The sequence below is a fragment of the Nostoc sp. genome, from assembly GCF_036917455.1.
Classification (GTDB): Bacteria; Cyanobacteriota; Cyanobacteriia; order Cyanobacteriales; family Nostocaceae; genus Nostoc.
Map to the genome: position 1 here is coordinate 1 of NZ_JBALDK010000044.1, position 13346 is coordinate 13346.

A 13346-nucleotide genomic window follows, 5' to 3' on the forward strand; every position below is an offset into this window, starting at 1 on the left:
TCGCTTACGCCGTGATTGATGGTGTCAAAGCTAGAGGAGAAAAAGGAAACTACAGTACAAAACGTGTCAAATTTGACTTTAATCGTTCTAATTAATTTTTCGTTACATAGTTATAAATTTTCCCGCCCAGCTACTTAGTCACAGTTGAAATTTATCACGTTTGAAAGTTGTTTCTAGTTCTAATAATAAAAATTCAGAAGCAAATATATTAATTTGTTGTTTTCTTACTAAACGCAAGGTTCTACCAGGAACACCGCCCGACAATAATGCTGAAATCCAAACATTAACATCAAGGATAACTCTCATGGATTAGACCATAACTCTTGTCTGACATCCTTGACAATTTCACTAATTTCTTCCAAGGTGCGTTGATTTGGATCGGGTTCTAAGTCTTCTAAGCCTGGCAGAAATTCATCTAAATCTACATTCAATTTAGTAATTTTTTTAACACAATTTCATCTTCCGTAATCGAGACTTCATACTCAGTAGAGGGCTGAAGCTGTGCCAAAACTTCTGGAGGAATTTCTAGCTTTCCATCAGCCGTTACTTTGGCAATAATAGCTGTGTTTATAATTTTCATGTTTTGAAGTCTGATTCGATTTTATCCTTTTATTTGGGGCATTTAGCTTGGACGTAGACAAAGAATTGCTTGTCGTTAGGCAGTTATCAGTAAACCAAAAAGTTTTTTATAAGCCTTATTAAGCGGACATTTCAGCGAAATACAGCGAACTCACAAAACAACTAAAAAAATCAGCCCATTTGCCAGAAGGTGAGGCGATCGCTCGTAAAACCTCTAAAATCTAAATAAAATGGCTTTGATCATAGTTATGGCAATTACTCGCTCTATCGTTGGGCGGTTCATTTAAAAAAACCAATCTCTAACTAGTGCGATCGCTCACCGTATTTGCGACAGCAGCACGATAAAATTCTAAAACCATAATCGTACTAAAAGGTCTAAATGGCAGAAACACTATTCTTCAACGCCTTACGGGAAGCCATTGATGAAGAAATGGCACGAGACTCCAGCGTATTTGTTCTCGGTGAAGACGTAGGACACTACGGCGGCTCCTACAAAGTTACCAAAGACCTGTACCAAAAATATGGCGAACTTCGCATTCTAGACACCCCCATCGCTGAAAATAGCTTTACTGGCATGGCAGTAGGAGCAGCGATGACTGGGTTACGTCCCATCATTGAAGGCATGAATATGGGCTTTTTACTGCTCGCCTTCAACCAAATATCCAACAACGCTGGGATGCTGCGCTATACTTCTGGCGGTAACTTTAAAATTCCAATGGTAATTCGCGGCCCTGGGGGTGTAGGAAGGCAGCTAGGTGCAGAACATTCGCAACGATTGGAAACCTACTTCCAAGCAGTTCCAGGATTGAAAATTGTTGCATGTTCCACACCAAGAAATGCCAAAGGACTACTAAAATCCGCAATCCGCGATGATAACCCCGTGTTGTTCTTTGAACACGTTTTACTTTACAACTTGAAAGAAGATTTACCAGAAGAAGAATATTTACTACCCCTAGATAAAGCCGAAGTTGTGCGTCAAGGAAAAGATGTCACAATTATCACTTACTCTCGGATGCGGCATCATGTGCTGCAAGCAGTAAAAACACTTGAGAAACAAGGATACGATCCAGAAGTTATTGATTTAATATCCCTTAAGCCATTAGATTTTGATACCATTGGGGCATCAGTGCGTAAAACCCATAAAGTCATTGTAGTGGAAGAATCCATGCGAACTGCGGGTATTGGAGCAGAAGTCATCGCCTCAATAAACGATCGCTTATTCGATGAATTAGATGCGCCAGTACTGCGGCTTTCTTCCCAAGATATCCCCACACCTTACAACGGCAATCTGGAACGACTAACAATCATCCAGCCAGAGCAAATCGTAGAAGCTGTAGAAAAAATGGTATCATTGCGAGTTTAGAGACTGGGGACTGGGGATTAGGAGAATAATTCATGCCCAATCCCCGATCCCTAGTACCCAATCCTTACTCATAACTCCTCAAAAGAGCGCTATTATAGCCTTTGTCAGTTGCGAGTTATGGTATGCAAAGACAGCGATCGCTATTAATTTTGATTTTAGTCCTGATAATTGCCGCGTTTACGGTGATTGCGACAATTCCCATACCTCTGGGACTGGACTTGCGGGGAGGTTCACAGCTCACAATTCAGGTAAAACCATCACCGGAAATTCCCAAAATTACCGACCGTGAATTGGAAGGTGTAAAGAAAGTTGTGGAAGGTCGGATTAATGGCTTGGGTGTTTCCGAGCCAGTAATCCAAACAGTCAGTTCAGATAAAATATTGGTACAATTACCAGGGGTAAACGATCCACAACAAGCCGAACGGGTACTAGGGGGGACGGCGCAGTTAGAATTTCGTACCCAAAAGGCAAATACAGAAACCCAATTGTTTGCTTTCCAAGCATCTAAAGCCGAATTGAAAGTCAAGCAAGAAGAATTGAGAAAGAGTACTGACAAAGCAGCAATTGCTAAGAATCAAGAAGATTTACAAAAAAATAATCAAGCGATCGCAGAATTGTTTGAAAGCACCAATCCACCGCTAATAGGCAAATACCTCAAGGATGCCTATGGTGAACCCACTCAAGGTAACAACTGGCATGTTGGCATTCGCTTCGACCAAAAGGGTGGTGAACTCTTTGCCAATTTGACGAAAAATCTTGCTGGTACTGGGCGGAGCATTGGTGTTTTTCTGGACAATGAACTGATCAGCGCTCCTACCGTAGGTATAGAATTTGCTTCCGCAGGTATTAGTGGTGGCTCTGCCGTAATTACAGGACGGTTTACCGCACAACAAGCCAATGATTTAGGTGTGCAACTACGCGGTGGGGCATTACCCGTACCAGTAGAAATAGTTGAAAACCGTACCGTCGGGGCAAGTTTAGGTAAAGATAGTATTCAACGCAGTATTTACGCTGGGATTGGTGGATTGCTGTTAGTATTGATTTTCATGTTAGTTTACTACCGACTACCAGGGTTAATTGCCGACTTTTCTTTGATTATCTATGCGTTATTGACCTATGCTACCTTCGCTTTGCTAGGTATTACACTAACTCTTCCTGGTATTGCTGGGTTTATCCTCAGTATCGGCATGGCTGTTGATGCTAACGTACTGATTTTTGAGCGCACCCGTGAAGAACTACGTGCTGGTAAAACTTTATATCGTTCTGTAGAGTCAGGATTTTACCGAGCTTGGTCTAGCATTTTAGATAGTCATGTCACATCATTAATTTCTTGTGCAGCACTGTTTTGGTTAGGAGCAGGTTTAGTTAAAGGCTTTGCTTTGACATTGGCACTAGGTTTAGGAGTGAATTTGTTTACTGCCATTACTTGTAGTCGCACACTGCTGTTTCTAACATTGGGATTTCCCAACTTGCGTAAGCCAGAGTTGTTTTGTCCCAATCTTTCAACGTCAATTAAGTCTGGTGCAGAGGTGCAGTCATGAAATTTAGTGTCGGTAAACGTCGGACCTTTTGGTGGGCAATTTCTGCCATTCTGATGATCGTTAGCATCGTGGCGATGGTGGTTTCTTGGCAACAACTAGGCGCACCACTACGTCCCAGTTTAGATTTTGTTGGTGGTACGCGACTACAATTTGAACGTGATTGTGGACAACCAGACAAATGCACTCAACCGATTAATATCTCTGATGTCAGAGAAGTCGTTGACGCTGAAAAGTTGAATAATAGTAGCATCCAAGTTGTTGGTAAAAACCAACAGGGAATATCGATTCGCACCAAGACATTAAATGTCGAGCAACGCACCCAGTTGCAAACAGCTTTGAGTGAAAAAATTGGAGCCTTTGACCCAAAAGGCACTCAAATTGACACCGTTGGCCCAACACTTGGTCGTCAGCTATTTACCCAAGGGTTATTAGCTCTGGTTGTCTCCTTTGCTGGGATCGTTATTTATTTGAGTGTGCGGTTTCAGGTGGACTATGCCGTAATTGCAATTCTTGCTTTGTTCCATGATGTTTTGATTACGCTTGGTGTTTTCTCCATCTTGGGATTAGTCGCAGGTATTGAAGTCGATAGCCTTTTCGTCGTTGCTATTTTGACTATTACTGGTTTTTCGGTGACAGATACCGTGGTCATCTACGATCGCATTCGAGAAATACTGACTTTACATCCTAACGAGCGCATTGATAAAGTTGTTGATGATGCAATCAATCAAACTCTAACGCGATCGATCAATACCACGTTAACTGTTTTGTTAACATTGTTTTCCCTATTCCTATTTGGCGGCGAAACCCTGAGAAACTTCGCCCTTGCCTTAATTATTGGATTCACAATGGGTGCATATTCAAGTATTTTCCTTGCCAGTACTCTCTTGGCTTGGTGGAGAGAGCGCAAGAGTCAACCACAGGTGGTAGAGAGTGCAGAGCCAATTGATACACCTGCCAGTTCCCAGGATAGTTAAATTTGTGTGCATTTCACAATTGGGTTAAAGCATTTTAAATTGCTCACTCATGCTTTGGAATTTTATTCTTCTATGGATCAACCTGAAGAACCATCAATCACTGACCCAGAATTTGAAAACTCTGACACATCCTTTATTCAACAAGTACAAAGGTTACATAAACTGACAATATATGGTAGATGGCTATTTGTCGCTTGTTTATGGCTTACCATTGCACCTGTTAGCTTGTGGGGTCTACGGACAGAAATTGCTCTGTGGCAACAATATTTTACCTGGGTAGCGGTGCGATATGGACTTTTCTATCATCCACTCTCTACCTTTGGTTTAGCCTTTTGTATTGGGATGACTGCCTCTGTTTTAGTTTGGCAAAGTCGGAATATCTTATTTGGACTACCACAGCCGGAAAAACAACGTTTAGAAAAACAAGTTTATCGGATACGTCAACAGGGGCCAACTCATCCTCTGTGGAAGTGGGTTTGTCATTAGTTTTTCTTTCTCATTGCATATACATATACACGGACAGCAATTTTTAGCAAAATATGACTTAAATATACAAAGATACTGCCGAAAGTGGATGCCATACATGAACGAGTCTCAGATTCAATTCAGCGATTGCAAGTCTGAAATTGACCTTTACCAACTCCAAGAACTGTTAAACGTTTCTGCTTTCTGGGCAAAAGGACGCAGTATTGAAGATTTAGGTATAGCCATTACCAACAGTGAACCCGTGATTTCTGTGTCGGATAGCGCTAGACTCATTGGTTTTGCTAGAGCAACATCTGATGGCATATATCGCGCCACAATTTGGGATGTTGTAATTCATCCAGAGTATCAACATGGTGGGTTGGGAAGTAAGTTAGTAGAAACCATTTTGAGTCATCCCCGGATGAGACGGGTTGAGCGCATTTACCTGATGACTACTCACCAGCAGGGTTTCTATGAAAAGATTGGTTTTCAAACCAACTCTACCACTACAATGGTACTACAAAACTTAACTAACCGCGTTTTTCTTACTACTACAGAAGTTCAGTTTCAGGAATTATTAGGGGGATAGAAATTTGTAGTCTGGTAATCTCCTGATGTGGTTGCTTCACAATGCTCGAAGGCAGGATTTCTAACTTTCCTCCCATAACTTCCACTAAAGTTTGATTGATTAATAACCTCATTCCTGGAGAAAGAGCAGCGTTCTTTGGGTCAATCTGGATATGCTGCTCATCAGATTCGATCAAATCAATCGGCTCGCTCCAGGGAAAAGCATGAGTTGGTACATCCAGCCAAATATTTACAAAATTATTTGTAGATATGGTGCTACTGGAAATACAGATGCTGCCTTCTTCCATTTGAGTAATGGCAGTATCTATTAAACCGATCAATATTTGGCGGAGCCAGAGGTAATCTGCCAAAACATAAATTTCTGGATCGGCGGGTAACAATTGCAAGGGGAAATTGCGATTGGCCGCCAGCATATAAGTTAAGTTATGAACCTCTTCCAAAATTTGCGATAACTGTCTGGGCTGAATATCTAATTTATTAGTCCCGTGTTCTGTTCTAGCAACGGTGAGAATTTCATCCATTAGCTTGAGCAATTTCAGCGTCCGCTCGTGAGCTTGAGCAATAAATTCTCGTTCTTCAGCTGGATCTTCACACAAATCTGACAAAATTAACTGATGCAAGCCAATCAAACCATTGAGAGGCGATCGCAATTCATGGGTAGTCCGCGCCAAAAAACCAGCCTTAAACTGGCTCATTTCCCTTGCCATTCGATATGCCAGCTGCGTTTGCTGTAGCTGTTGCGATATTGGTGGCATATCCTCTTGCTCTAATGGCGCTACAGGGGATGAGCTAGATGAAATGTTTGGCGATGCCTGCGGGGGGCGTAGCCATCGCGCCAATAACCTATGAAAATTTATACCTAGTGCTAGTCCTGCTCCTAGATATATCCAGTTACTCAAATTCATAATTTGGCAATTATTAACTTGTTAATAGATCACAACAACGCAAACTAAAGTTCCAGATTTCTCTGTTGTGAAAATCAGGAAAACAACATTATAACTACCTATATTTGGTTATCACTCGAAATATCTAACTTTATCGAACCTTGCCGTAAAATCTGCCAATTTATGCCTGTCCATTTCGCAACGGTGGAAGGTACACCCATCCCTGACATTTCATCCTGGTATTCTGTTGTTGCTAAAGTCAAAACCTGGGGAAATTGAACCTCAATTTCTGCCGTCGTTTGCAAAGGTGGCTGACCGGAAAAGTTAGCGCTGGTAGTAGCAAGGGGGCCTGTTTGCGCCAAAATAGTTTGAGCGATCGCACTGTTTGGGACTCGAATACCAATTGTTGTTGGATCCATAGGGTTCATCACCTTTGGCACGCGATCTGAGGCTGGTAAAACTAATGTCAGCCCTCCTGGCCAATATTTATCAGCTAGTTCTTGCCAAACTTTATACTCATTCTCATTACCTTTGACATACAGCCATAAATCTTCAGCACTAGCAGCCATCAAAATCAAAGGTTTGTCTTGACTACGTTGTTTCGCCGCAAAAATTAATGCTGCTTTTTCTGGTATCGCTGCAAGTGCAGGAACAGTATCCGTAGGAAAGCTCACCAACAAGCCAGCACGTGCGCCAACTATTAGGTCTTTGAGGGAAACTTGCGTCATCTTACTAAGTGAGTCGGCGAGAACAATTCAATATATATTTTGACTCAACTTCTTGGATAAGTTAGGGAAAAGATTAAAGCGGGAAAGGGGAAAGGACTTAAAACCTTTCCCCATTTTTGCGTAAATATATTTATGCGAAATGTCTAATATTTATCAACCAGTAGCACAGTATGCAATTACTCGCTTAAATATTGTGTAAGAGATGCGATCGGGGGATAATCCCAAATTACCCTTAAATCTAGCTCTTTGCCGAGCAAATTTCCTAAATCTCCTGTTAAAACTACTGCTGCTGTTTTTATCGAATTTTTCTTAACATTCAACACTTTTGATAACAACCACATAATTGATTTAGACGAATTGCTGATTGTTTGTGCTATTCTGAAAACTTCGTTATTAGCGGAGATAATATCAATAACTGTACGTTCGCTCATTTGAAGATGGCAAAATAAATTAATGCCTTGAGCGAAAAAGAACAGGTGTATTTTATAACCCGACTGCATTACGGTTTAGAAATCAAGAGAGTTTAGAAAACCGTTAATTGATTCCGGTGCGGGTATGGGGTAAATAGTAAAGATAAGTTCTTTTGTGATTGATGATATTCCAGTGATATTGGAATGGCTCAAACAGATGGAGATAGCAAAATTGAGAAAGAAAAACCCTAACTTTTATAAGCTAGGGCAAAGCGTTCAATTCCAGCTAAATCAGCGTGAATTTGAATATTGTGATAGCTACCTTGATTTTGCAAAAATTTTCCGACGGCATCCGCCTGTCCTGCCATCATCTCAATCAGCCACACGCCACCAGGTTGTAAATAACTAGGGGAGATTTCTATCAAATGGCGGATACAATCTAAGCCATCACCACCACCATCCAAAGCTAGATGTGGTTCATGGTTAACTACTTCTGGTTGCAAAGTAGGTAAGGTACTGGTGGGTATGTAAGGTGGGTTCGACACCATACCACTAAACTGACCTTTTAAAAATGCTAGTGGCTCCCACCAAGAACCTTGATAAAATTTAATCCGATCGGCAAAACCCAAATTCTGGGCGTTGATTTGTGCGATCGCCAATGCTTCTAAACTGTAATCAACTGCATGAATCGTTGCTTTTGGCAAGACATCTGCTAATCCTAGTGCGATCGCCCCACTTCCAGTACCCAAATCCGCCCAATGTCCTGACACACCGTTAGCAGCTGCTAAAGCTAAATCAATTAAGCACTCTGTCTCTGGTCTGGGAATCAAAACTGCGCTTGACACGGCGATTTTAAAGTTACGCCAAGGTGTTACTCCGGTAATATACTGCACTGGCAAGCGATCGCTCAATCGTCTCTGCCATAGCCGGTCTAACTCTTCTAGAGACAATTGCAGGTGAATTTGCGGCCAGTCTTTAAAAGATTCCAAACGCAGTGACAAGCGATCTAACCCAGCAACTTCTAAGAGCAGCCAATCTACCTCTCTTGGTGGAACATCAGTGGCGATCGATGCTTTCAGAGCTGCATTTCGCCACTGCCAAAGTTGTAAACCAGAAACTATCAGATGTTTCTCCCCCATGCTTCAACCTTGGAGAGCATATACGTTATTTTTTCGGCGCGGATGACTGATTCGGCGCAAGCGAGCGAATAAAACTGATGGACTCCCGCGATGGATACAGAACAATTTTATTTATACTAGGGTCGGTGCTGCTATTAAGAGCCTCCATAACACCATATAAATCCACTACCTGAATTTCAGTGTTGTCTGCTTCCTTTGGCACGGCTTTTTTGAATTGGTCTAACAGAGCCACTGCTTGCTCTTTTTCAAAAAAGAATGGGATGAACCGCTCGTTGCCTTTTGCAAGGGGAATGGTCAAATAGCTATTATCTTTCTTAAATTTAGGTACAAATAAGGGAATACCATTGAATTGCTGCCCTTTTTTACCATTTTGATTCAGCATACTTGTTGCTGAAGCTACCTGTGCTTGCGTCGGTACTAAAGTATAAATTACAGAGTCTGATTTCTTTTTGCTTTCTTGGACTATTTTATAGTAGTCTGCCAGGGACAAAGGTCTCACCTGTAGCGTGTTTGCCAACTGGGGGTTTTCTTTTTTGAGCCGATTGTCAAGGAATGTTTGAGCATCTTGCTTGCTAATAAAAAATCCAACTTGCGAGATCGTTTTGGATTCGTTTTTCCTCGAAAGAACTACGAATTCACCTTTAGGATTGGTGAGCGTGAATACAGGTACTTCTTGAAGCTTTTTCACTATCTGCTCTTGTGGCAATGCTACCGCCTCTAGATTGCCTATTCCTGGTAGATTGCCTATTCCTGAAAGTCCCGTTAAAAATACACTCCCAGCTATACCCAATGTTGCGCCTAAGTGAATAAATGATTTCATGACTGCTCCTCGCATCAATAATCCAATTAAATTAAACAAATGGTTGGATTTGCACAGCACCAACTAGCTTTAGTTATATAGCAATCTATTTCAGTTGTAAAAAATTCATCGTGAGCGTTGAGGTTGAGTGTTAAGCGTCAACGGTCAGAATGCAATATTCTACAACTATTTAGGGTTGCTGTAGTATTGTTTTCACAAATAAACTGTGCAAAAGTTGTGTTTTCTATCGATTTCGCTTTGCTATTTACCACGAAATGCTGTAGATGCCTATTATATGTCTTGTCCGACAGTGAAAAGCTTTTCAGTCTCTCCGACCTTGGATACGATAAATGCCATTTTAATCGGCTTTCTCTAAGATCGGGTGACGCTATTACTTAATCAATCGTTCCATCTGCACTTGCTTTAATATCTTCCCAAATCTGATAGAAAGCTCAGTATGAGGAATATCTTACTGCTTGAGGGCGAAATGCGTGTGTAACGCTTCAACAGCCAGACCAATACTTTAACAGACGATTTGTTCTTAAACCGTAAAATCTATAAATAAATCACACAAGATAGCAACACAAGCCTATTGAGTTCGCCTTAGCTATTAAATATACTATCCAAATCGGGATGACAGGATTTGAACCTGCGGCATCCTGCTCCCAAAGCAGGCGCGCTACCAAGCTGCGCTACATCCCGTTTACACTCATCTACTTTTGGGCTTTGATTTTAATTTTCCATTAAAGCGAATCTCGCTTTACCAAAAGCATTAAATCTATAATATCACATCATACGGCTTGTGCCTAACCTTTTTTCTATTTTGCCAAGAACAAGATAAATTACATTTTTACACTAACAAAGGTTTTTTGCCGACTTAGTTTTACAAGATAATATATGTACTTGCGCCTTCGTCGGCAGAAAAAAAGCAAAATTACATCAAAATAACAGATTTTCACCATTTGACCTGATTTCCTTATGCAAATCGGGTTTTATTTTGATCGAGTGCTAGTGAGGATACCAGAACATGCCTTTAATGCCTTCTGGATCAGCCATAAACCCCATAGTCCGGTAGAAATCTACAACATGGGGATCGGCGAAGAGAGTGACATTACTAATTTCTTCACTTCTAAGTTTTTTCAGAACGTATTTCATTAGTGCCTTACCCAGTCCTTGACTTTGGAAGTCTGGGTGAACCACCACATCCCAAATAGTGGCATTAAACGCGTGATCTGAGGTAGCGCGGGCAAAACCAATGAGCCGCTTTTGGTTTCCTCTCACCTGCCACATTGAGGCGACAAGAAAACTATGCTCAATAGCTTTTTTCACTTTTCTTAGAGGACGACGCGACCAACCAACTGCATCACAGAGTTCTTCTAGCTCATACAGGTCAATATCTCGCTCCGTACTGAAGACGATGCGAGTTTCCTTTGAAGATGCTTCGCTAATGCTGGTGGGGTTGGAGTTGCCCGCAGCATCAACACGTTCTTCAAAGGGGTTTGTCCTAGTTGTCGCTACAGATTCAGGAGTACTAAACCAAGTTTTCCAAAAACCCATGCCAACGTGGTTCGGGTAGTATAACTAAATTGGTTTCCACTCTCAGGAGTGTTGATTCATGTTTAACATAGCTATCCCCCTTTACTATCCCTTACACTCAAAGTTTTTCGGTTGTTTTCGGGATTTCTAATGGTAACAGCTAGTTAGAGCGTGTTTCACACCAATCATTTTCAACTTTAGCATTTTGTTGTAGAGGCTAGGAGAAATTCACCAAAAGGGTAAGGATATAAACTAATTCAAAATTCCAGATCGCATCCTGTTCAGTTCGCCCTCTTACTTGCTAATGCAATTGGACACCGAAGTTATGATTGTGATTGTTAGAAGCCTCTGCTTCAAATTAAAAATTTAATATGGAAAAACCAAATCCTGGCAATTGCTCGTATAGAGCTTAAATGCACGTTAGCTTAGGAGTGAATTGTATACAAGAGATTGAGTATTTGGGAAAGTTCTTCCCTAGTCCCTAGTCCCCAGTCCCCAACACCTAACACCCAACACCCAACACCCAGGTGACGAAAGCAAGCGAGTCTTACCCTTAACAATGGCTTCTGGTTTAAAATCTTCAACACTGGAACTTCTAAAGCGCTTTAATCGAGCGTTTCCCCAGTTTTATGAGCAATTTGTCAGCAGTGAGATTCAACTGCAAAATTTACGGTTAGCCTACCGTCTCTATAAAACTAGACGCGCTGTTATTGAACTGAAACCGGAAGGTAGTAAAAGTGCTTTGCATTTTGCTTACCGCAACCAATCTTTTCTCCTCAGCGATATTTTTGGTGTACTAGCAGCTTATGGGTTGACTATTCACGGTTTGAGTCTATACGGTCAGATCCGTCCGCCGATGTTAGTTTTTATCAAATTATTGGTATCTCGCGGTAGTAAAGCCTTAACCGAGAAAACCGCAGAAAATGTCTGTCGCGCCATTCGCGAGGCTTTAGGAGGTCGGTTTGAGGTAGAAGAGATGCTGGCAGTAGAATTTAATCTTGATACTGGTTTAGAGCAGGTACAAACTGAGTTCTATGTCGATCCGGTCTTTCATCTCCCTGCCCTAGTAATTGAAGCCGATAATCAACCAGGATTATTCTACAAAGTGATGTATGCCATCTGGCAAGAAGACCTGCTGGTAGTCAATGCCAATTTATTGGTTTGGCGCGGGCGTACACGGCTAATTCTCTACTTGTTGGGGCCAAATGAAAGCCTTATTCCTGAATATCTCGGTCACAAAATTGCCGAAGGAGTGCGACAGAGGTTGCTGGGGAAATGAAAAAGTTAGGAGTGAGGAGTTAAGAATTGTTAATTTTTAACTCCTCACTCCTAACTCTCTTTCTATTCCGTATTTAGTCGCGACCCGCTCTTCGGGTTACGATATAAGTATGGCAACTATCGAAATCTTGGGCGTTCCACACGCATACGAGCTAACGGCTCCCACTTCTTCCTGCCCTCATGCTTTAGTATTTATTCACGGTTGGCTCAATAGCCGTGGATATTGGCAACCTGTGATTTCCCGCCTATCAGATGATTTGCAGTGCCTTTCTTATGATTTGCGGGGTTTTGGTGAATCCCAGTCCCAGGTAAAAACCGATTTTAATGGGGCCCAAACTTCTCTGAGTCTGATGCCTATTTTTAGTAGTGGGCTTGGCTTGCCAATCAATTCTGTTTATACTCCTGTTGCCTATGCTCAGGATTTAGCCATTCTCCTAAAACAACTGAATATTACCAGTGCTTGGCTAATTGGTCACTCATTGGGAGGTACGATCGCTCTTTGGGGAGCAGATCGAATACCTGAGTGTGTTAAGGGAGTTATCTGTATCAACGCTGGCGGTGGTATTTACCTCAAAGAAGCTTTTGAGCAGTTTCGCTCGGCGGGTCAGAAATTCTTGCAAGTCCGCCCGCGTTGGCTATCCCAAGTGCCTTTGATTGATTTGCTGTTTACTAGAGCCAGTGTAGTTCGTCCTTTAGATCGCCATTGGGCACGTCAGAGGCTGATTGATTTCGTTGTTGCTGACCCGGAAGCAGCGCTAGGAACTCTGTTAGATTCCACAACTGAGGAAGAAATCAATCGTTTACCTGAGCTAGTATCTCAACTGAAGCAGCCAGTTTATTTTTTGGCTGGTGCGGAAGATAAGGTTATGGAACCCAAGTATGTACGCCATTTAGCTAGCTTTCACAGGCTGTTTCAATACTGTGGTGACAATGTTCTGGAAATTCCTCATTGCGGACATCTAGCGATGTTGGAACAGCCGGATGAAGTTGCCGATAGAATTCGGTCAATAGTCATTAGTCATTAGGCATTGGTTATTCACAAATGACAAAGGACAAATGACC

General features: G+C 41.8%; 16 protein-coding genes and 1 tRNA gene. 7 read left to right on the forward strand and 10 right to left on the reverse strand.

The genetic code is table 11. The annotated features are described in order from the left end of the window. Positions 1 to 138: 138 nt before the first annotated feature. Genes V7K42_RS04660 through V7K42_RS04670 form a run of 3 tightly spaced genes read right to left on the reverse strand, consistent with a single transcriptional unit; the run spans position 139 to position 580 of the window. Entirely contained in the window at positions 139 to 306 is a 168-nt protein-coding gene (locus V7K42_RS04660) for a putative toxin-antitoxin system toxin component, PIN family (RefSeq protein ID WP_334913992.1), read from the reverse strand. Then, positions 303 to 431, reverse strand: a complete 129-nt coding sequence (locus V7K42_RS04665; protein WP_334913994.1) for a hypothetical protein — start codon at positions 429 to 431, stop codon at positions 303 to 305. Before V7K42_RS04665 ends, V7K42_RS04660 begins: the two co-directional genes overlap by 4 nt. Continuing rightward, a complete protein-coding gene (locus tag V7K42_RS04670) occupies positions 428 to 580 on the reverse strand; it encodes a hypothetical protein (protein ID WP_334913995.1) in 153 nt (50 codons plus the stop codon). Before V7K42_RS04670 ends, V7K42_RS04665 begins: the two co-directional genes overlap by 4 nt. Positions 581 to 958: 378 nt before the next feature. Here V7K42_RS04670 and V7K42_RS04675 point away from each other — a divergent pair, with 378 nt between their 5' ends. From V7K42_RS04675 to V7K42_RS04695, 5 genes are all read left to right on the forward strand, one after another. Further along, positions 959 to 1942, forward strand: a complete 984-nt coding sequence (locus V7K42_RS04675) for an alpha-ketoacid dehydrogenase subunit beta (RefSeq protein ID WP_334913997.1) — start codon at positions 959 to 961, stop codon at positions 1940 to 1942. A 122-nt stretch (positions 1943 to 2064) separates the two neighbouring features. Then, positions 2065 to 3483, forward strand: coding sequence for a protein translocase subunit SecD (secD, locus tag V7K42_RS04680; RefSeq protein ID WP_334893751.1), 1419 nt, complete (start codon positions 2065 to 2067; stop codon positions 3481 to 3483). Then, a complete protein-coding gene (gene secF, locus V7K42_RS04685; protein WP_334913999.1) occupies positions 3480 to 4457 on the forward strand; it encodes a protein translocase subunit SecF in 978 nt (325 codons plus the stop codon). The genes secD and secF overlap by 4 nt, the downstream gene beginning before the upstream one ends. Before the next feature lie 72 nt (positions 4458 to 4529). Next, positions 4530 to 4943, forward strand: a complete 414-nt coding sequence (locus V7K42_RS04690) for a hypothetical protein (protein ID WP_334914001.1) — start codon at positions 4530 to 4532, stop codon at positions 4941 to 4943. Between the two features lie 97 nt (positions 4944 to 5040). Beyond that, positions 5041 to 5511 (forward strand): GNAT family N-acetyltransferase, encoded by a 471-nt coding sequence (locus tag V7K42_RS04695; protein WP_334914003.1) that lies wholly within the window; start codon positions 5041 to 5043, stop codon positions 5509 to 5511. On the opposite strand, the gene V7K42_RS04700 is transcribed toward V7K42_RS04695, so the two are convergent. The 7 genes from V7K42_RS04700 to V7K42_RS04730 form a co-directional block, all read right to left on the reverse strand. Next, positions 5474 to 6415, reverse strand: coding sequence for a sensor histidine kinase (locus V7K42_RS04700; RefSeq protein ID WP_334914005.1), 942 nt, complete (start codon positions 6413 to 6415; stop codon positions 5474 to 5476). The two genes, V7K42_RS04695 and V7K42_RS04700, sit on opposite strands and share 38 nt — an antisense overlap. Positions 6416 to 6513: 98 nt before the next feature. Continuing rightward, positions 6514 to 7122: an L-threonylcarbamoyladenylate synthase gene (locus V7K42_RS04705; RefSeq protein ID WP_334914006.1), complete on the reverse strand. Its 609-nt coding sequence runs from the start codon at positions 7120 to 7122 to the stop codon at positions 6514 to 6516. A 176-nt stretch (positions 7123 to 7298) separates the two neighbouring features. Beyond that, a complete protein-coding gene (locus V7K42_RS04710; RefSeq protein ID WP_334914008.1) occupies positions 7299 to 7553 on the reverse strand; it encodes an acyl carrier protein in 255 nt (84 codons plus the stop codon). A 227-nt stretch (positions 7554 to 7780) separates the two neighbouring features. Continuing rightward, complete coding sequence (gene prmC, locus V7K42_RS04715) at positions 7781 to 8671, reverse strand: peptide chain release factor N(5)-glutamine methyltransferase (RefSeq protein ID WP_334914010.1); 891 nt, start codon at positions 8669 to 8671, stop codon at positions 7781 to 7783. 25 nt (positions 8672 to 8696) lie between these two features. Continuing rightward, positions 8697 to 9491 carry a Tic22 family protein gene (locus tag V7K42_RS04720; protein WP_334914012.1) on the reverse strand — a complete coding sequence of 265 codons (795 nt, stop codon included), beginning with the start codon at positions 9489 to 9491 and terminating at the stop codon, positions 8697 to 8699. Positions 9492 to 10098: 607 nt separating this feature from the next. Beyond that, positions 10099 to 10172: transfer RNA gene (locus V7K42_RS04725), tRNA-Pro, on the reverse strand. A 306-nt stretch (positions 10173 to 10478) separates the two neighbouring features. Next, positions 10479 to 11027, reverse strand: coding sequence for a GNAT family N-acetyltransferase (locus V7K42_RS04730; RefSeq protein WP_094339711.1), 549 nt, complete (start codon positions 11025 to 11027; stop codon positions 10479 to 10481). A 538-nt stretch (positions 11028 to 11565) separates the two neighbouring features. Between V7K42_RS04730 and V7K42_RS04735 the strand changes: the two genes are divergently transcribed. Both V7K42_RS04735 and V7K42_RS04740 read left to right on the forward strand, forming a co-directional pair. Beyond that, positions 11566 to 12285 (forward strand): hypothetical protein, encoded by a 720-nt coding sequence (locus V7K42_RS04735; protein ID WP_012410214.1) that lies wholly within the window; start codon positions 11566 to 11568, stop codon positions 12283 to 12285. 109 nt (positions 12286 to 12394) lie between these two features. Further along, positions 12395 to 13309 carry an alpha/beta fold hydrolase gene (locus V7K42_RS04740; protein WP_334914014.1) on the forward strand — a complete coding sequence of 305 codons (915 nt, stop codon included), beginning with the start codon at positions 12395 to 12397 and terminating at the stop codon, positions 13307 to 13309. Positions 13310 to 13346: the final 37 nt, after the last annotated feature.

Bases quoted from the DNA above. Each gene is read 5' to 3' on its own strand.
- prmC (WP_334914010.1), bottom strand. From the start codon at position 8,671: ATGGGGGAGAAACATCTGATAGTTTCTGGTTTACAACTTTGGCAGTGG.
- V7K42_RS04740 (WP_334914014.1), top strand. From the start codon at position 12,395: ATGGCAACTATCGAAATCTTGGGCGTTCCACACGCATACGAGCTAACG.
- V7K42_RS04710 (WP_334914008.1), bottom strand. From the start codon at position 7,553: ATGAGCGAACGTACAGTTATTGATATTATCTCCGCTAATAACGAAGTT.
- V7K42_RS04695 (WP_334914003.1), top strand. From the start codon at position 5,041: ATGAACGAGTCTCAGATTCAATTCAGCGATTGCAAGTCTGAAATTGAC.
- secF (WP_334913999.1), top strand. From the start codon at position 3,480: ATGAAATTTAGTGTCGGTAAACGTCGGACCTTTTGGTGGGCAATTTCT.
- V7K42_RS04660 (WP_334913992.1), bottom strand. From the start codon at position 306: ATGAGAGTTATCCTTGATGTTAATGTTTGGATTTCAGCATTATTGTCG.
- V7K42_RS04730 (WP_094339711.1), bottom strand. From the start codon at position 11,027: ATGGGTTTTTGGAAAACTTGGTTTAGTACTCCTGAATCTGTAGCGACA.
- V7K42_RS04675 (WP_334913997.1), top strand. From the start codon at position 959: ATGGCAGAAACACTATTCTTCAACGCCTTACGGGAAGCCATTGATGAA.
- V7K42_RS04735 (WP_012410214.1), top strand. From the start codon at position 11,566: ATGGCTTCTGGTTTAAAATCTTCAACACTGGAACTTCTAAAGCGCTTT.
- V7K42_RS04670 (WP_334913995.1), bottom strand. From the start codon at position 580: ATGAAAATTATAAACACAGCTATTATTGCCAAAGTAACGGCTGATGGA.
- V7K42_RS04690 (WP_334914001.1), top strand. From the start codon at position 4,530: ATGGATCAACCTGAAGAACCATCAATCACTGACCCAGAATTTGAAAAC.
- secD (WP_334893751.1), top strand. From the start codon at position 2,065: ATGCAAAGACAGCGATCGCTATTAATTTTGATTTTAGTCCTGATAATT.
- V7K42_RS04720 (WP_334914012.1), bottom strand. From the start codon at position 9,491: ATGAAATCATTTATTCACTTAGGCGCAACATTGGGTATAGCTGGGAGT.
- V7K42_RS04705 (WP_334914006.1), bottom strand. From the start codon at position 7,122: ATGACGCAAGTTTCCCTCAAAGACCTAATAGTTGGCGCACGTGCTGGC.
- V7K42_RS04700 (WP_334914005.1), bottom strand. From the start codon at position 6,415: ATGAATTTGAGTAACTGGATATATCTAGGAGCAGGACTAGCACTAGGT.